This window comes from Fluviicola sp., assembly GCF_039596355.1.
Lineage (GTDB): Bacteria > Bacteroidota > Bacteroidia > Flavobacteriales_D > Crocinitomicaceae > Fluviicola.
The window spans coordinates 553,327-571,279 of sequence record NZ_JBCNJW010000002.1 but is presented as its reverse complement, the minus strand read 5'-3'; the positions used below and the strand labels follow the sequence as shown (position 1 = coordinate 571,279).

The 17,953-nt window shown below is 37.7% G+C and carries 15 protein-coding genes; 10 read left to right on the top strand and 5 right to left on the bottom strand.

The features are described 5' to 3' along the window. Position 1 precedes the first annotated feature (1 nt). Both ABDV94_RS07660 and ABDV94_RS07655 read left to right on the top strand, forming a co-directional pair. The gene (locus ABDV94_RS07660) at positions 2-673 is read left to right on the top strand and encodes a response regulator transcription factor (RefSeq protein WP_343606172.1); all 672 of its coding nucleotides are present in this window, start codon (positions 2-4) and stop codon (positions 671-673) included. A 702-nt stretch (positions 674-1,375) separates the two neighbouring features. After that, positions 1,376-1,783: a carboxypeptidase-like regulatory domain-containing protein gene (locus ABDV94_RS07655; protein ID WP_343606171.1), complete on the top strand. Its 408-nt coding sequence runs from the start codon at positions 1,376-1,378 to the stop codon at positions 1,781-1,783. Between the two features lie 50 nt (positions 1,784-1,833). Here ABDV94_RS07655 and ABDV94_RS07650 read toward each other — a convergent pair whose 3' ends face one another. Then, positions 1,834-3,714, bottom strand: a complete 1,881-nt coding sequence (locus ABDV94_RS07650; RefSeq protein WP_343606169.1) for a tetratricopeptide repeat protein — start codon at positions 3,712-3,714, stop codon at positions 1,834-1,836. Between the two features lie 52 nt (positions 3,715-3,766). Between ABDV94_RS07650 and ABDV94_RS07645 the strand changes: the two genes are divergently transcribed. The 6 genes from ABDV94_RS07645 to ABDV94_RS07620 all read left to right on the top strand — a co-directional run bounded on the left by ABDV94_RS07645 (position 3,767) and on the right by ABDV94_RS07620 (position 10,310). Further along, positions 3,767-4,474 carry a response regulator transcription factor gene (locus ABDV94_RS07645; RefSeq protein WP_343606168.1) on the top strand — a complete coding sequence of 236 codons (708 nt, stop codon included), beginning with the start codon at positions 3,767-3,769 and terminating at the stop codon, positions 4,472-4,474. Between the two features lie 114 nt (positions 4,475-4,588). Then, positions 4,589-5,554: a hypothetical protein gene (locus ABDV94_RS07640; RefSeq protein ID WP_343606166.1), complete on the top strand. Its 966-nt coding sequence runs from the start codon at positions 4,589-4,591 to the stop codon at positions 5,552-5,554. Beyond that, positions 5,535-8,207, top strand: a complete 2,673-nt coding sequence (locus ABDV94_RS07635; RefSeq protein ID WP_343606164.1) for a hypothetical protein — start codon at positions 5,535-5,537, stop codon at positions 8,205-8,207. The genes ABDV94_RS07640 and ABDV94_RS07635 overlap by 20 nt, the downstream gene beginning before the upstream one ends. 117 nt (positions 8,208-8,324) lie before the next feature. Then, a complete protein-coding gene (locus tag ABDV94_RS07630; protein WP_343606162.1) occupies positions 8,325-8,612 on the top strand; it encodes a DUF3892 domain-containing protein in 288 nt (95 codons plus the stop codon). Between the two features lie 58 nt (positions 8,613-8,670). Then, on the top strand, positions 8,671-9,282 hold the full coding sequence (locus ABDV94_RS07625) for a hypothetical protein (protein WP_343606161.1): 612 nt from the start codon (positions 8,671-8,673) through the stop codon (positions 9,280-9,282). 5 nt (positions 9,283-9,287) lie between these two features. After that, entirely contained in the window at positions 9,288-10,310 is a 1,023-nt protein-coding gene (locus tag ABDV94_RS07620; RefSeq protein WP_343606159.1) for a Kiwa anti-phage protein KwaB-like domain-containing protein, read from the top strand. 76 nt (positions 10,311-10,386) lie between these two features. Here ABDV94_RS07620 and ABDV94_RS07615 read toward each other — a convergent pair whose 3' ends face one another. The 4 genes from ABDV94_RS07615 to ABDV94_RS07600 are packed head-to-tail and all read right to left on the bottom strand — an operon-like array spanning position 10,387 to position 15,643. Beyond that, positions 10,387-11,316 (bottom strand): DNA adenine methylase, encoded by a 930-nt coding sequence (locus tag ABDV94_RS07615; protein WP_343606158.1) that lies wholly within the window; start codon positions 11,314-11,316, stop codon positions 10,387-10,389. 4 nt (positions 11,317-11,320) lie between these two features. Continuing rightward, entirely contained in the window at positions 11,321-13,258 is a 1,938-nt protein-coding gene (locus ABDV94_RS07610) for a DEAD/DEAH box helicase (RefSeq protein WP_343606156.1), read from the bottom strand. Next, complete coding sequence (locus tag ABDV94_RS07605) at positions 13,215-14,711, bottom strand: hypothetical protein (RefSeq protein WP_343606154.1); 1,497 nt, start codon at positions 14,709-14,711, stop codon at positions 13,215-13,217. Before ABDV94_RS07605 ends, ABDV94_RS07610 begins: the two co-directional genes overlap by 44 nt. A 26-nt stretch (positions 14,712-14,737) precedes the next feature. Continuing rightward, on the bottom strand, positions 14,738-15,643 hold the full coding sequence (locus ABDV94_RS07600) for a hypothetical protein (RefSeq protein ID WP_343606152.1): 906 nt from the start codon (positions 15,641-15,643) through the stop codon (positions 14,738-14,740). 245 nt (positions 15,644-15,888) lie between these two features. Between ABDV94_RS07600 and ABDV94_RS07595 the strand changes: the two genes are divergently transcribed. Together ABDV94_RS07595 and ABDV94_RS07590 are read left to right on the top strand one after the other, a co-directional pair. Continuing rightward, positions 15,889-16,596 (top strand): hypothetical protein, encoded by a 708-nt coding sequence (locus tag ABDV94_RS07595; protein WP_343606150.1) that lies wholly within the window; start codon positions 15,889-15,891, stop codon positions 16,594-16,596. Between the two features lie 225 nt (positions 16,597-16,821). Then, positions 16,822-17,856 carry a DUF4852 domain-containing protein gene (locus ABDV94_RS07590; protein ID WP_343606148.1) on the top strand — a complete coding sequence of 345 codons (1,035 nt, stop codon included), beginning with the start codon at positions 16,822-16,824 and terminating at the stop codon, positions 17,854-17,856. The last annotated feature ends 97 nt before the right edge of the window (positions 17,857-17,953 follow it).

Sequence of the window (17,953 nt, the reverse complement as noted above, 5' to 3'; positions counted from 1 at the left end):
CATGGAAGAGCACATTACAATCGGATTAGTAGAAGATCAGTTATTGTTCAGAAATGGGATCAAAGCCATTTTGAACAGCTGGGATGAACTGGAAGTCATTTTTGAATCCGGTGAAGGATATTCCGTGATTGATCGTTTGCGAACGATGGATCGTATTCCGGATGTCATGCTGGTCGATTTGTCTCTTCCTCCGGATGGAAACAGGGCTTACTCCGGCGAACAGTTGACGGTTGATCTGGCAGAGCATTTCCCCGATATGAAAGTATTGATCCTTTCCGGTTACCAGGACGAGCACTTCATTGCCCGCCTGATTGAGATCGGTGCGCATGGCTACCTGGTGAAAGACAGCGATCCGCTGGAAGTGTACCAGGCCATCACCACGATTCATCAGAAAGGCGTGTACATCAATCAGCTGGCACTGAAAGCCATTCAGCGAAACTTTGGTAAGCGCACGAAAAGTGTGGTACAACCCAATTCCGACCTCACGCGCCGGGAAATCGAAATTCTCCAGCTCACCTGCGAGCAATACACGGCAGAAGAAATCGGTGAGAAACTCTATATCAGCGTGAAAACCGTTAACGGGCACCGGGCGAATCTGCTGCTGAAAACCGGTTCTCGGAATGCCGCCGGATTGGTGATGTATGCCGTGAAAAATGGTTTGGTAGAGATTTAACGTAGAAAATTACCCGGGTAAGTGGTGGATATCCTTGCACTTATCCCCAGTTCATTTTTTTGGGAATTTCCTTGATTCCGGAAACCTTTTGGTTGGTGGCTGTTTCTTCCTACAAAAAATAAAAGGTCTAAATACCAAATTCTCATTAAGGCATTATCTGCTGCCTGTTCGATCAAAAAATGACTCCTCTCAGATCTGAATCGGATCTTCAGACTATAGTTTTATTATTTCGGAATCGATCGTGAGTTATCGATCCATTGTTAAAAGGCGAAATACGACGTTGTTGTATTTCGCCTTTTTGCTTTAAAAGAATCAATCCTGAAGTGATTTTTGCTGACTTGTATAACCACTTGCTAAAATTTTTCAAAAAAAGTAAAAATTCAATCAAGAGTTAACATGTTGTAAATCAGATTTTTATATAAAAACCGATTTTCGGTTTTATACGCTTCTTTTTTGTCCTTTACCAAGTCTGAGTTTATGAAAATCTTTGCACTGTAGATGAGATGATAAGCTCACCAATTAGCTGATGGTAAGCAGTGCACGTTCAGAAACCGGATCTGAAATCAGCTCATCACAAGACCGACTTTCTCTTTGCTTGAAAGGGAGAAAAGTAAAAGAGTAAAGTCGGTTTTCTCCCTTTTGAAACGAGGTTGTGGCCTTTTTAGCCATAGCCTGAATATCAACTCAATTAAGTAAAAGAAAATGAAAAAGCATAATTTCATGCTTGCCTCTTTACTGATTTTGGTAGGGATGGGAGCAATCACAGTGTCTTGCAAAAAAGAGCAAGTAATAAAGAGCCGTAAAGCTCAGGTAGAAGTCGTAACGCTTAAAGAGGGGGGAGAAGATGACGATGACCCGATTATTCAGGGCAGGGTTAAGAAGAAACATAACTTTGCGCCGATTGATAACGCATATGTGGAAACAATCGCCTACTCGTCAGATAACACTATTAGAACTTCTTATACAGATAGCGATGGAGCTTTCGAACACCAGGTTCCGGCAAGTATTTATTACTTCAGAGTCACAGTTCCGGGAGAGTCCACTCCAATTATTACGGATACTGTTCATGTGAGTAGTAATTCTTCAGTAACTATTTTGATTGGTTTGTAGAATTCGGTTCCAGGAATAAAAAAATCAGGGATGGGAAACTATTCCTGATTTTATAGTTTTATGATGACACTCACTTTACAACCGTTTTCATTTGTGATATCAATTGTACCGTTTATCTTGTGAAGTAGCTTTCTGATCAGCTTTAACCCTTTTGCGTTCGATGAGTTCGGGAAGTCTTCCGGAAGTCCGCTTCCATTATCTTTTACTGTAAGGCGAATTGTTTGAGGATCACTTGTCATTGAAATATGTAGTTCAGGATTTGCATTATCCTCCAGCCCATGTTCAATGGCATTACATACTAATTCATTCAGAACAATGCCTAAACGGATGGCTATATCATAATCCAGGTATACCGTTGACAGATTTTTGAATAATTTGACAGCATGATTGTGAGGTAAGAGATTCAGTAATAGTAAATCCACCAGGTTATTAAAATATGCATCCAGCCGAACTTCTTTATTTTTCCTGGCACTGTCATCCAGGAGGTAATGTTGAATCAATGACATTGCTTCCAGTCTGCGGATGTTTTCTTCCAGGACCTGCAAGGTTTCAGGGTGGCGCACAGATGATTTGTCGGATTTAAGGATTCCGGACAACATCCCGAAATAGTTTTTAGTTCGATGGCTCAATTCTTTATGCAACGCACTGATTTCATCCTTTTGTTCTTTTAATTCTTCATTTTGGATTTCGATGAGTTTTTTTCGTTTCCGTAAGAGATACCAGGCCAAAATGACTGATAATGTTACGGCAATGGTTCCGACTAACCATGTGATCAGTTGTTGATTATATAATTGCTGATTTTCCAGCTGTACCTGGTTGATTTTTGCTTGTTTTCTTTGTATCCGGATTTCTTTTTCTTTCCGTTCTACGTCGTAACGAATCTCCAGTCGAGCAATCTCTTTTCTGTTTTCTTCCGAAACAAGCATCTCATTCACCAAGACCAGTTTTTTGTATTTGTCGATAAGGATCTGATCTTCTTTATGCTTTAAATGGAGCTGTTTGATTTCTGCAGATAATACGTCTTTCAATAACTGATAATCACCGGCCGCTTCCGAAAGCTTTTCAGCCTGTCTGAATGATTCGATTGCTTTTCCAATATCCTTGATGTTTGAATAGTAATTACCCAGATAGAAAAGGCTGGATGCTATTTTTGAATTGCTTCCTGCTTCTATACGCAGGTTGTAAGCGGCATTCAGATATTCAAAGGCCTGTTGGTGTTGATTCAATTCGGAACAGGATCTTCCCAATAATGTGAGTGTTGTCAAAGAATTCCATTCATTGCCCAATTGTTTTTTTAAGTGTAGCGCGTTGATGAGGTATTTCTGAGCTTTTTCCGGTTGATTCAGGTCCAGGTAAACAGCTCCAATATTGTTATACGAGTCCGCAATTCCTTTTGAATAATTGATTCGTTTCCTAAGCTTTAATGCTCGTTCATGGTATTCCAGAGCCTTTTCAATATTCCCGATTTTTCGTTGGATATTTCCGATGCTGTTCCATGCAGAAGACAACTCTTTGGTTCGTTGTTGCTTTTCAAAGATCGCAGCTGCATTTAGGATTGTTTTTGTTGCCCGGTCAAAAGCACCGATATCTTTATAGGCAATCCCGAGATTGAGTAATGATTCGGCAATCAGTGTATCATTTCCCAGTTTTTGATACAATTTGAGAGAAGTGGAGTAATGGTCAATTCCTTTTTTGAATTCTCCTAATTGGATATAACAAACCCCCAGATTGTTGAATAAGATTGCTTTTTCCTGTAAATCGAAATGACTTGAAATCAGCTTTTTTGCTTTTTCCAGATCCGATTTGGCGGCATTTAAATGACCGGACTCCAATTCGGAATATCCTTTTTCGAGCAATGGATCCAAATCAGATTGGGAGTAAACAAACAGATTTAGGAGGCAGACGATTGTGAATAGCGCGTACTGTCCCATAGTGTTTAAATTTCAATTAAATTAGGGCTTTCAAAAGTACGAAACTTTTAGTATGAAAATTCTGGTTGTAGAAGATGATCCTTTTGTTGCTGATGATTTGGTTGATAAGTTAACCGGACTGGAATACCGCGTGACCGCTGTTGCAGAAAGCTACGAGTTGGCCCTGGAAGCTGTTGAACGTGAAAAGCCCGATTTAGCTTTGCTGGATATTGAGCTTAAAGGAAACAAAACGGGAATCGATTTGGGAAAAGAACTTTCCAAAAAAGACATTCCATTTATTTACCTGACCAGTATCCAGGACATGTCTACTTACTTGAAGGCAAAAGATACAGCACCATTACGCAACCTTCCGAAACCGGTAGATACCTTGAATTTGAGAAATGCACTTTTGGAACTGAATTTCACAGAATCGAAGCCAGCAGAATCTCCGGTAGTTACTGATCCCATAATGTTGATCATGACCCGGGATGGAATTAAATTGCAGATTAATCCGGATTGCATTACATATCTCGCCGCCGCTGGTAGTTATTGTGAGATTTATTTTGAAGATGGAATCAAGCATGTTGTCGTTTCTTCCATGAAAGAGGTTTTTGAAAAACTGAACCATCCAAAAATGGTACGCATATCCCGTTCTAATTGTATCAATCTGAAGTACGTTGTTTCGGTTCGTGGAAACGAGGTGGAAATGCCAAATAAGATACAAATCCCAATTACCGAATCATATAAAGCTGATTTCAGCCGCTACCTGAAGCAACTCTGAATTTTTCGGAAAGCATAATCCTTCATTCGGAAATCATTCCGCTTGATTCGAAAAGAAAAAATGAGTGTTCTGTTTCTTTAAGCTCTTTTTGAACAAAATTAATATATGTTCGAAATGGCTGAATATGAAGCAGACAAAGTGATTGCTCTTTTACAGTTTTGTAGTTGGAAGCATCGCGCAGAAATGAACCATACAGGGCTGCAAAAGTTGAGAGGGAAATTGGTTAATTTTCTCGAAGAAGCAGATGAAGTTGGTGGAATCAAAAAAAAAGAAGAACGATTCAAACCACCTAATGATAAGTACCTGATTGATCTTTTAAGCGATTCAAATGTTGCTGTAAAAAAAGATAACCTGATTTATAAGAGTAAGTCTCATATGAATTTTCTGCTGGAATTTGGAGGTTTTGACAGTTGGGAAACATGGGAGGCTTTTTTTTACAATGCAAATGAGTTTATCTCCTCAGAAGGGTTGAACCTATCGTCCTTTTCCGCATTAGAGATCGGAATTTGTTTCCCGTCCCAATTGGAAAAGAAACTGCTTCCTGTACTTTCATTCACGCGGAAAAATAGCATTTACCCACTTCATCTGTTGCCGCTTAGTAATGAGGAGATCGCTGATCAGTTGGCTTATCCGCTCACATTACTCAAGGAGTACCCATTTGTAGTTTGGGCAATTCCTGTTCAATGGAGCAATAAACCGGAAATTTTTGACAATCCGCAATGGAAAGAGTTAATTCAATCAAAGCGGATTTTACCGGTTTGGATTGATGAATCGGATGAATGGGAGCTACAGGTTTCAAGCGTTCCATGGTTGATGAATCATCAAACAATTGGAGGTTTGAGAGGGGTACTCTGTGGTTTGCTCTATATCCACGAAACAATCAAACAGGTCCATTCTCATGGAAAACCTGTTACAGCTCAATCTTCTCCGCAAGAAGGAGGCGCTCCAACACAAATTCAAAATTTTCAGCATAGCCGCGGTGTATTCCTTTTGGGGCATATCCAAAGTACCAATACCGCAATGGGAGATATTACCATTCATAACCATAAAAACACAAAAGATGAACACACAAGTAATTGAAACAATGACTGATTCCGTTGTGGTTAACGGACAAATTCAAACGGAAAACCTTGCAATGGGGGATTTTCATCAGCATCATCATAATGATAAGGTGCGATTAATTCCTGTAAATTTCAGTGCGTCCGATGAAGAATACTTACCGCCAAATTATGTTGCTGCCATACTTGGGAAAATCCGGGAAAAGAAAATCGTTTTCATTGCCGGGAATCAGACGTTCGGGAAAAATGACCTTTCCAGGTATCTTTCTTTACAACTCAAACAGGAAGAAGGATACAAAAATCAAAAAGTTGTGGAACTGTTCCCGGAAAACGAGGATGAGCGAAGTTCTTTATTTGATGCGTTGCACAAAGAAGAATGCAAGCATAAGATTGTATTGATTTCAAATCTTCATCCTGAAAAAATTGATTACAATTTTGATGCTTTAATCGATTACTCCAGGGAAAAATCCTGCCTTTTTATTGTTTCGGTAAATTATAGCCTGGATATTTGGAAAAAGGCAGGAAAACTGGTCTCAGACTATTGGTATGAAATTCCGGAAGGGCGTCAATATTCTGAGATACAACTTCAGAATTACTTCCTGACCCGTTTTAGAAAACATGTACCTTCTTTCTGGGATTTACCGCAGGATGAAACCAGTGAAACCAGTTTTTTGAGTGATAGTTTGACTGTTGAACTGGTCATAAACCATTTTGAGACGATTGATCAGGTGAATCTGTTTTTGAATTATTATTCCGGATTGTCTGAATTCCCGGATGACCGAAAACTGGTGGAACTGATCGGAATTCTGAACCAGGGACCTTCCAAAATGCTTCGTTCGTGGTTTTATCAGTTGGATCATCGAAGTAAGATGATTGTTTTGGGAGCTGCAATGTTCAATGGTCTTTTGGTGGACCAGTTTTTTGAAGCGATGAATGATATCAATCATCAAACATTTTGGGATACAAGTGATCCGTCGTTAAAAGCATTGGATTACTTCCAGTTATCGTTTCTGGATCCTTTTTTTGTTATTCGCAGTCAACATGGGGAACAATACATGTTTTGTAAAACGCTTTTGATCAAGTTCGAATTGCTTGATTTGGGAAGAGTCGAATACCGGCGGCATTTTAAGGCGGCGCTTGATGTATTTTACCGTTTGATGAATAATTCTTATTCCAGAAAAGGAATTAATTGGGAATTATACGGAACCGCATTCAAAAGGGTATTGATTAGAAAATCATTCGGAGATATATTGCACGATGCCGGAGCACTGGAATTCAATCTTGTAGAAAACCATCTTTTAGAGCTGGCGGCCTCCGGGAATCTGTTTTTTCAAAACATCTGTGCCAAATCAATGGCACAATGGCGTCTGTCAGGTCGCGAAGCACAGTTTTTTAAAACCTTAAAAAACTGGCAGGAAGACGATGATATTCGTGACCGGATTAAAGAATTGTTCGAACGAAGTGTCAAGGAAACTTCTACCGACAACAGGGACGCTGTTAACCTCATCAAAACAACAGCTGTTTTGGCTTTAGGACATGCTGCCTATTATGACCAGCCCAACAAACTGCATGAAGAAATTGTTCAGGGAATGATTCATTTTGCAAAAGAATCAGCTCAAACAGCTAATCAGGGGAATAAGACGCAACAAGGTTTGAATAAAAGTATTCATCAGGCTTTACCTAAGCTGATCCATCATCATTCCCTGCAATTGCAGCATGATTTATTCCAGGAACTCATGCCTTTGAAAGCATTGCGGGAGCCAATTGTGGAGGGGTTATTACTGGCGATTGAGAATTATCCCAAGCAAGTTTCAGAAGCATTGAAAAACTGGTTTGATTGGTGTATGAAAGATGCATCCAAAGACAATCGCAGATATGCACCTACCCAAAGAGACAATGTGCTGATCATTATTCTGAAAGTATTGGAACAGGCAAATCTGTTGGACAATGAGCATTTTACAACGGAGAAACTATACACGAACTTCCTGATTCCCTTGATTCAGCAGGAAAAAAGAGAAGAAGTTGTTTTTAGTATATTGGATTTGTTAGTGAAAGTTCAGGTCAGTAATTCAAGACTTGCATTACGGTTTTCCAATCAAACAATTGGCCTTCTGAATAAGAGGTATCGTTTATATACTGTTATTGGATGGGGAAAGGAATATCGAAAACAGCGGTTTGAAACAGCTGGAACAGTTTACCGCCTTGATGAAAAAGACTTTGTTGTTTGGGATAAAAAAGACCAAACCAGACCGCTTACTCTGATAGAACAGATTTCATATGAATGGATGGAAGGAGATTCGGTACAAAGGCGCTTTGCAACTCTTGTTTTTCTTGAACTGACAAAAACATATGATCGTTTTGAAAAAGAATCGTTTGCGTGTCTGGAACGAGAACGGGAATTGATTAACGCGATACTACATGCACAGCCAGTTTCCCCAATACCAGCACTGCAATCGGAAATTGGGTTGCATTTATCGCTCAGGATCAAAATCTTTTTTTATTTCATCTTTTCATCCAGCACCAATAAATTTCTGTTGAAAGATACAATCATCTTGTTCTTTAATGTCAGCCGCTATTCTTCAGATGATATTATGGCTCTGATTCAACGCTGGAAAAACAGTTCTCAACACGGGGTTACAAGCAAACTAGCCAAATGGCTGGCACGTTTCTTTTAACCTTCGGAAACCAAAAAGCCGGATTCAGAAAACTAAACGACCGGTTCAGAGAATAGATTTTCAGGACCACCTAAATCATTTCATTTTTGGAAGAGTTAAATTTTAAAACAAATAAATATGGCAATCAGTCGTGAAATCTCGTGCATTAAAAAGACGAATCGGTCAAGTGCGCATGAACGAATTAGTGAAATCGGTGGAAAGTATTCTGATGGAACCCAATGGAAATTGACGCTGGGACAGGCAATCAGCGGAATTGAAAATGGAACATGGTCTTTTTATGTCAAAAAAAATGGTCATTTGGTTGATGTGATTATCAGTAAAAGTGCTCTTGGTCATAAATATCTCAAGACAAAAAATGACGGAGATCAGCCGGATAACTTACTTAGTCTACCGGAGTGTTTGTAATTCGTTAAACCATGAAAGGGGAGCTGTTGAGCTTCCCTTTTCAAATTGATATAGTCTTATGGAAAAGAAAAGTACCAATAGTCTACATAATGTTACACTCTTTTCATTATTTGTTTCATCTTATTTACCCTTGTTCGTTTTAATTGCGATCAAACAAATTTCAGATAACTATCATTTTATCTATTGGGGAGGTTTCAGTTTGGAGGCAATCCGAACTTTCTTGGAGAAATTCGGATTATCGGCCTTATTAGTAATTGTTTCAATAATTGGTTTTTTAGGATTCAAATTCACATTTAGAAATCTGGAGAGTGTCGCTGAAAATGGACAGCCTGTAGTTGTGAGTAATGTAAGGAACAAAAGTGGGGAAGCCATCGGCTATATTGCTACCTATATCATCCCGTTTCTTTTCAACGAGTATAAAGGATGGTATGAATGCTTTTCTGTACTATTTCTTTTAGCTATTATATGTCCCATATATATTCACTCATCTCTACTTCTTATCAATCCATTGCTAAGTATTTGGTTCTCTATTTATGAGCTTGAGTATTATGAACAAGGAAAGTCTAAATATGGATTTGTGGTTTCAAGGAATAGATCTCTTTATGATAATTCAGAAATCAAAATTTATGAAATAGGGTATAAATTATTTTTTGCTAAAAATATAAACTAACGAGTATGTTGAAAGAACTACAGGAAAAATTAAGCTTGATTGAAGAAAAAAACACCTATTTATATTTCATTACCAGAGTATTAAAGCCGGATGTAAAAAAATCAAGCAGAATGCTTGATAAGTTTTTGTTTAAAGTTTATCAGGTAGATATTAATGATGAAATTAGAGAGCATCTTTATAAATTAACACATAATCAATTAATCTCTTTGTCTAACAAAAAAACTGAGCTTCGTGATTATGATGTGATTACTGATGATACAGAGCAATTGTTTACCTATCAAATGAAAAATAAAATGATGTCTTTTGCAGATGTTGTTTATAATCAGTTGATTTCTCACCCTCCAAAGATTCAGAGTCTTGCGGAGATTATTTCTAATGAAGAGCTTTGGGCATATTGTGTTGGGTTTTATAATACCCCAGGTGACTGGCTTTATACTTTTAGAAAAATACTACCGGGAAAAGTAGCTATTGATGAAAATCAAAAGAATTCTAAAAAGTGGTTTCAAAAAATAATTAGAACCAGATTCAATACAAACAGCCAAAAATTAGAATTGATTTATGGTGATACAATCAACCTGGATAAACAGGTTGACTGCATATATTATAATGATGTGTTCTACATAGCAAAAAAGACTCAGTTTGAGCAAATCGTAGGACTGGAAGAAGAATTTAAAGTACTAGCAAGGGAAGTAGTTGATAAACTTGCAAATACCAAAATGATCATTGGAATTGATTTAATAATGTCCAAAATTGAAAAGCATTCTCCGATCCATAAAAAGTTAGTGAAATTATCCAAAATCGGTAATTATGAGTCCTTGGACGAGGTATCCATTATGAGAATGCAAGAGATCTGTAAACAATTTGGGGATAATCTTAAAGTCAAAAATGGCATGTTATTGATCGAAGATGATAAGGACATTGATCTGACGCTAAAAATGCTTTCAGACTATTATAAAAGAGGTGAAGTCTCGGGAAAAGCTTATGGAACCTTTGCCGGAAGGCAACTAATATCTAAAGAAGTCAATTGATCTGATAGTTTCTTAGACGAGTAAAAGCGACAAGAAAGCCCATTCTGAAATTTACAGAATGGGCTTTTATTGTGACTTATTTCTTTCTCTCAGGATTACATTTCCCTTCGCTTTTTTCCTTTTCGGTAAGCGGACTGGGAAGTTGGTTCTTAGTCAAAGCGTTCATATAATGTTTGTTCATCCAAACGACTTCTGTTCGTTCTTTGAATTTTCCATTTGATCCCTTGGTAGATGTTTGAATTTCTTTTTTACACCACCAGCCATCTTTAAGCATCTCTTCGTAAAGAGGGTGCTCATACGCACTGATAAAAATCATACAATTTGATTGATTGGCTAATGTCAAAAGCGCAGTATGAAATTCGACATCATTTGCATCGTTGTTATATCCGTTCGAGCGATTCCCGAGATATGGGGGGTCTAAGTAGATTAATGTGTTAGGTCTGTTAGCGTACCTTTTGAGAATTTTGAGAGCATCTTTGTTTTCAATCCGAACTTTTTTCAAGCGTTCTACAACTAAAGCCAGTCTTTCAGGTAAGTTGTTCCATCTGCTGACTCTTGCATCCTGACCATTTCTGGAAAAAGAGTCTGAGTAAGAAAAGCCCGAGGCGGCTTTTCCAAATATTCCGTTAATAGACATCATTGATTGTACCAGGAATCGTCGTGCTCTTTCCAATTCACTAAGTCCTTCTACTGGAATCCGGGCATTGATTAGTTCTTGTTCCGAATAAGGAGTTAGATTCGTTAATTGTATGAGTTCAGTAGGGTTTTTCCGTAACTGCTGAAAAAAATTATAAATTTCATTATCAATATCATTAATGATCTCTATTGCTGCAGGTTCTTTTCTTAATGTTAATGCCGCAGAACCGCAAAATGCTTCGACCCAGCAGTTATGTGGTGGTAATTCTCCGCAAAGCTGTAAAGCGATTTTGTTTTTAGAACCGAAATACCCGAAAGGAGTATTAATTTTTTTCGTCTTATTAGACGGAGTAATCAACGCTGTTTCCATTTTATCAGTGTTTAGTGAAAAGTCTTTTATAAGCTGTGATATCATCCTCTTCTTCTTCGTAAAGATTGAGATCATATATACTGTAATCTTGCTCTATGATGTCATACATCTTTTCAGCTTTATTCTCCAGATTATGTTTGATATCCTGATCTATTGAGTTGGCATATTGTAAAAAATAATAATTGGCTTCATTCAATTCGGAACCTCCAACACGATGAATCCGGTCTAATGATTGGAGGTATTGAGCACAGTTATAGGATAAGTCATAATAAATTGCATGAAAGCAGGTCTTGTGTAACGAAATAGACTCCGCACAGGCGGCTGGATTGGCAATTAGAATATCAAGACCACTATTCAGGTCTAGAAACTCATCCCGGATATCTTCTCTTGTTTTTTCCTCTTTGATGACAATACTATCATCTTTTCTAATGGGGGTTTTCCCGTAAATAAGCTCAGTACCATAACCAAGCTCTATCAAATGGGATTTGATTAGTTTAAGGGTGCCGACAAAATTGGACCAAATCAATATTTTTTTGTCTTTTTTTTGAATTGTAGCTACCAGGTCAATCAAAGCCTGAAGTTTTCCAGGGATTTCTATCTTGTTGTAATTGATTATTTTAGAGTTTAAATTGTCATTGTTGATAATCGATTCATCATAATCTTCGATAGAAGAAGAAAGTAATCCGGCATAGGACACAGCTTGTCTTAAACGAATCATTCGCCCTTTCCGAAGATTTGTCAAGGTGTTTTCGTTCTTGAAATAATCCTGTTGGTTTAGATCAATAATTTTTGTCTGAACGTAATCATAAATTATTCGTTCATTTTCGTTCATCTCAACAATTATGGGAGAATGAAATCTGGCCGGAATTAACCCAAGATCTTTTTTTCGTACTCTGTAAAACAGAGGACCTATTTTGTCTTCCAATACTTTTTTTACCTCGGTTACATTTCTTTGTTTTTCCCAGACTTCTATTCGAATTTTATCTTCTTGTGATAAAGAAGCACTTTCTTCCCACAAAAAATCAAATAGATTGAATAAATCCTTGTAGCTTTTTGGAATGGGGGTTCCGGTTAAAATTCCCTTATGTACAGCATGTTGTCCGATCTCGAGTAGCGAATTTGCCCAGGAACCACCTAATTGTTTCATGTAATGAGCTTCATCAATAATCATAAAGGCATTGATTCCATTTTGAGAAAGAAATTTGATGATATCTTTAGTATCATTTAATGCTGTGTGGAAAGTACAGAGGTACAATTCCGAAGCATTTTCTTTTGGTCGTTGATATTCATTTTTTCGAAAGTGTTTGTTCACTCCAGATAGAATTAATGAATCTGGAATTCGCCCAAGAGTTTCTTTAAACTCGTTTTTCCAGGGTTGGAAGCATGATGGTGGGCCAACAATAAATAGGATGTTGCATTTATCTTCTCTACGCAATTTCTCATATACCGATAATACCGTTGATGTTTTCCCACTGCCTGGGACAGAGAAGTTTGCTCCATTTTTTAAAGCGTAGAAATGATAAGCGGATTTTAATTGATGAGGTTTTAATTTTCTTGGTAGAGTTTCAGTAAACTGTTTGAATTCACTAAAGTCATCATCCAGTAATCCTTGCTCTTTTATTACCTTTACTTTGGTAAAAACCTCGTTTAATCTTTCTTTTTTTTTCTGAAAGAGTGAGACACTTGCTGCTACATGGTTGGAAAGTTCATAGTTGATTTTTTCTTCAACCAGGTAATCTGTTATTTTAATAATATCCCGAATTGGAGAATCGGAAGTTTTATAGAGACTGCTTTGGTCTTTTTTGTAGCCATAAAAGTCCAGTTGGGCAAGTTGGTACTTTTTTAATAAATCGATACTTGAAATAACAATGATAGACTCAAGCAAATCTATTTGAATGCTATTTGCTCTTTTTCTCAGATTGTTTGAAGGTATATCTTGCATGATCTATGGTTTTATAGATTTCTTCAGCCTTAATGCTGATCATTTGAGTAAGTTCCATCCCTCTTTCAAAATACTCTGAACCCATATTTTCAATCTTGAGATTATTATGGTTCAATTTTTTCAAAGAATCTTCAAGTAGTTCGAGGGGTTTATCTCTATTCTCTTGATTGTTCAGATGGCGTTGGGCTTGGAATAGATTCCCTAATACCTCTGTCTCATGTATAGCTCCCCATTTGCTATCAATTTCACGTTCAGAGGCTTTATTACCTTGTTTGTCACGTTTTAATGCATCAGGGATGTCATCTGCGATAGTGGCGATTTTTAGTATGTTGACAGTTGCTTCATCATTACTTAAATATTTCGGGAGTTTGCGAATAAATTCATGCAGTTTTCCGACGGGACTATCACCGGATCGACTATTAAGACTTCGTTTTCGAATGATTTTGAAAACGGCGGTTTCGAGTTTTCCGACCTCATTTTCTTTGATCTTTAGTTGGGAAAGTTTGGATTTGTTCGATAAGGTTCCATTATAAAAATTACTATAATCTACAAAGGCCTGCCATCTCCCTTCACGGTCATTGATATTTTCCGTGATAGTGTTATACATTCCTTTTCGATCGAGAGATTCTAAATACCTATCTATACAGGTTAAAGGATTAATAAAGTCCTTCTCAAATTTTTGCACAATTTTTTTTAGTTCAGCTTGTGATAATCGGTGATATTTGGGATCATCTTTTAATTGTGCTTCAAGTGAAAAACCATTTTCAATGTTGCGTTTGTACTTAATTGCGCGATTGAGTCCTTGATATTCTGATTTTCCTTCACTTTGCAATTGATACCGATTCTCAACTTGTTGTATTTCAAGTTCACTAACATCTTCAGGTAGAATAATAACCCGCATATTTTCATATTGGGTATCTTGAGCATTTTCATTATACAATTCCTCAAGGGCCATTTTCCTACGATTACCATTGATGAGAAAACCATCACATGTAATGATTGCCGGTTGTTGTTGCCCCTTTTGAATCAGTAACTCTTTTAACTCATCATTTTTTTCTCTGTCATTATTTGCTAAAAATGTTCTTAATAATTCTTGAGTATCATCGCTTTCTTCATCAAGGCAAATTTTGTTTTCTCGTTCATGACTTTCAACATCCGCTATAATACGTCCGTTGTTTTTTCGGAATTTTAAATACTTCGTGGGGACATATTGTATCTTTCTTGGATATCGATCTTTCAATTCATCCCGGAAATCAATAACATGTGTATTCGGTTCACTGGCCAATCTTTTGACCTTTTCTATGATGCCTTTCATTTTTGGATTGAAAGGTCTTGCACCCTTAATATCTACTTTCTCAGATGTCGTGCTATAGAAGTTATTGACAATTTTTTGAGTTGCCACATTACTGTTCTGGTTATACGAATGCGGCATATTGCTATTCTTTTGTTCCATAAATTCAAGGATTTAAAATTGGAGAACTAACTTGGAGACTCGTTTTTAGAATGATAATTGGTGATTGTTTGAATGGTATTGTTTTGATTTTGTATGTTTCCTTGTGTTATAAATCCACTGCTGTTATCATGAAAATGTTGAATATTTGAGGGGAGTCTCGGAGTATTTACTTCTGATTCATTTGTTTTTTGTAGATTTTGACACAGTTCGCTAATGAGAAGTAATGAGCAAAGTAAACCTGGTATTCCTCCAATTGTTTCTTGTTGTTTTATAAAATCAATAAACGGAGGGTCTGTCTCCCATGTGTTTGCTGCATCAATCCAAACCGGAATCAGATTAGTAGACTTAACAAATTCTTGCCAGTTTGGAGCAGTCATTTGTTTTGCTTTATCTAACCACGAAGTTGGAATAGCCCAGACGATGATGTCATAAGCTTCGAAAATTGTCAGTTCTTTCGGGAGAGCTATGGGTAATTCATCATTATAAACTATCTGATCAAGAGAATAAGACGAAAATTTCTGAATTTGATTCAATAAGGACCGGAGATGTCTCCCTAATGATTCGGGTATCCAAACGGCTATTTTTAATTGATTCAATGGGGATAATGCGGAGGATCTGTTTTGAACATATTCTTTTGAAGTGTATATATTATTTTTCCAATCTTTCCAACTACCATAACCAGCATAGTTCAAAAGTAAATCAACATATGATTTTCGTTTGCTAATAATATTATCGTGTTTTACTGCGGATTTGGCTTCACTCATCAAATCTACCAGGTACTTTTCATTTGGGTATTTTTCTTCGCTTCCAGGTAGTTTGCCAAGCTTGAGTGTTAATTCAGTCAAACCACTATAGTTCATCGTCGTATGTGCTTTCCATGAGCAAAATTGAAGTAGTTGAATGATTTTATCGGCTTCGTATTGTTGTCCCATAACAGTATAATTTTGATTTGGACCAAAGAGAGTTTAGGATTTAGATAAGAGGAAATTTTATTTCTGAATCGGTGAATAAAGTTTCCGAAATCATGAATTCTGTTTCTGAATTTTCTATTAGTTTAATCAGGTATCGATCATCTGTTTGATTTACCCCATTGACTCTTCATATAATGTTAAATATTAAGCCAATATTAAGTCCGAACGCTGCAAAACAATACCTTTAGACAAATTGAAACTGACTTATGCGGGTACTGCTGCTTCTTTTCTTCATTTTTCCATGGACAACCTTTTCACAGGACGTGGATTTGTCCGACTATCAGAATGTGTACCGATACCACAACCAGATTTGGTTGAGAGGGAAAGTCGTAGTGCCGTTGAATAAGAAAACAGAGTTTAGCGGACAGTATATTTCACGTATTTATTTCAACGGTTCTGCACCAGGAAGTTATTTTTACCTGTCCGGAAAACGCCAGTTAAAAAAATGGCTGGTAACCGATTTTACCGGTCGTTTGGTGATGGATCAGGGATATAATCTCTATCGTTTGGAAGTCGGATTGAAGGTTCGGAAAAAACTCTTCAAAGACTTCCAGGTCGCCTACCGCACGGCTGCTTTCCGGGAAGCTAAAACCTATGCATTCAGTCGCGAATTGTCTAAAGCACCTTATTTTTTCTGGCGTAACCGGATTGAGTTATCCTGGAATCCGAAGAAAAAATGGGAATTCGGAACGTCCTTTGAGGTCTGGAATTTATTCAATTACCGGCATACCGGCAAGCTGGATAAGGCGTGTGCCATCATTGATGCAGAGTATAAACTGACTAAACACCATTCTTTTACGGCGGCATATCAAAACCAATTCGATATTCAGCGGGTCAAAAAAGTGGACCTGAACATGTACTGCCTCGGGTACATTTATACTTTTAAAAAGCTGAAAAAGAAAGGACATTCCTGATACTTAAAATGGGGTACTGAATAACAGGAACGTTTTTAAGCTCGTTGAAAAGGTTTAAAGAATTCAATCCTGCTGATGGTTATTTTGAACTTTTTCACGCTTGTTACTTTCGAAGGTGCTTGCTGCTTGTAACAAGATACAAATGGTCTGGATTTCAGAAGAAAGCATAAATCCCTATCTTTGGCACAACTTTTAGTACAATTCCCGAAACGAAACCAATCGATAATGCGCAATTCTTTCCTGTTGATTTTTCTGTTTGTAAGTTCAGCGTATACCTTATCTGCCCAGGAAGCGGAAAAACTGAAGAAATACCAGTCTCCGGTTTCCAAACGTGTTTATACCAAAGGAGATACGATTTGGGTAGGAGAACCGGCTAAAAATGTATTTACAACGGCTAAAAAGTATGCAGACATTTTTGTGAAAGACAAAAAGAACGTGTGCGGATACCGGGAACTGGATTCGGTGATTGCCGGAACTCCCTGCGTCATTAAAACGATCTTATCCTTTAAGGAGCATTGTACGTTTGAGTTTAAAAATGTGGTGGTGCTTGAGCTGCAGGGGCCGAATAACCTGACTTTGTTTATGCCGCTGGACAAAGCTCTGCAGGTGAAAGAAGTGATTGTTTTCCCGAACCCGGTGAAATATGCCGGAACCGAAGCGCTGGATGAACGAACAGTATTTTTGCTGAATCTGGAACAGTCGAAAGGAACTACTGCCGATCATGCTTTGAAATATTGCAAACTGATTAATCCCGAAAAAGGAAAGGCATACGAGCAGAACCTGCCACTTTTTGAGAAAGAGAAAAAGGAATGGATCCAGAAACTGGATGCAGCACGAAAAATAACGCACCTGAAAGATACCTTCATCATTTCCCTTCCGGCTTACCTCGGCAAGTTTTCATTCGATAAGGGCGAGTTCCAGATGGTCGACAACCCGTTGATGTATGGCTCGAAAGCGCTGAAAGTGACTACAGACAGTAAGTTGTTGTTTGACAATTACAAGAGCTTCATCAGTATTCGTTCGGCGAAAGACAATGCGGATTTCTTTCAGAATGTCACCACTCCGGATTATAACGGAAACCGCAAAGCGTATGCACAGATCAAGGCAATTTGTACCTCAATCACCAAAGAACCTGTTTTGGGAGGTGCAACAGCGGAAAATCCCGGGAATAGCATCCTTCATTTTACCATCCTGGAAATCGTGATCCTGGATTCAGATAATGCTGACTACAATTTTGTAGGATCCCGGAAGTTGAAGTAAATTCCTTCGTAGATACGATTCGTTAAGTTTTATCCGAACGTCAGTCTTTCCTTTACAGGAGTGATTTCACCTGTTTTTACACAAAAAACAAAAATAA

Coding starts and splice junctions, on each gene's coding strand:
- ABDV94_RS07635 (WP_343606164.1), top strand. CDS start 5,535: ATGAACACACAAGTAATTGAAACAATGACTGATTCCGTTGTGGTTAAC.
- ABDV94_RS07620 (WP_343606159.1), top strand. CDS start 9,288: ATGTTGAAAGAACTACAGGAAAAATTAAGCTTGATTGAAGAAAAAAAC.
- ABDV94_RS07615 (WP_343606158.1), bottom strand. CDS start 11,316: ATGGAAACAGCGTTGATTACTCCGTCTAATAAGACGAAAAAAATTAAT.
- ABDV94_RS07645 (WP_343606168.1), top strand. CDS start 3,767: ATGAAAATTCTGGTTGTAGAAGATGATCCTTTTGTTGCTGATGATTTG.
- ABDV94_RS07600 (WP_343606152.1), bottom strand. CDS start 15,643: ATGGGACAACAATACGAAGCCGATAAAATCATTCAACTACTTCAATTT.
- ABDV94_RS07650 (WP_343606169.1), bottom strand. CDS start 3,714: ATGGGACAGTACGCGCTATTCACAATCGTCTGCCTCCTAAATCTGTTT.
- ABDV94_RS07595 (WP_343606150.1), top strand. CDS start 15,889: ATGCGGGTACTGCTGCTTCTTTTCTTCATTTTTCCATGGACAACCTTT.
- ABDV94_RS07625 (WP_343606161.1), top strand. CDS start 8,671: ATGGAAAAGAAAAGTACCAATAGTCTACATAATGTTACACTCTTTTCA.
- ABDV94_RS07630 (WP_343606162.1), top strand. CDS start 8,325: ATGGCAATCAGTCGTGAAATCTCGTGCATTAAAAAGACGAATCGGTCA.
- ABDV94_RS07610 (WP_343606156.1), bottom strand. CDS start 13,258: ATGCAAGATATACCTTCAAACAATCTGAGAAAAAGAGCAAATAGCATT.
- ABDV94_RS07655 (WP_343606171.1), top strand. CDS start 1,376: ATGAAAAAGCATAATTTCATGCTTGCCTCTTTACTGATTTTGGTAGGG.
- ABDV94_RS07660 (WP_343606172.1), top strand. CDS start 2: ATGGAAGAGCACATTACAATCGGATTAGTAGAAGATCAGTTATTGTTC.
- ABDV94_RS07590 (WP_343606148.1), top strand. CDS start 16,822: ATGCGCAATTCTTTCCTGTTGATTTTTCTGTTTGTAAGTTCAGCGTAT.
- ABDV94_RS07640 (WP_343606166.1), top strand. CDS start 4,589: ATGGCTGAATATGAAGCAGACAAAGTGATTGCTCTTTTACAGTTTTGT.
- ABDV94_RS07605 (WP_343606154.1), bottom strand. CDS start 14,711: ATGGAACAAAAGAATAGCAATATGCCGCATTCGTATAACCAGAACAGT.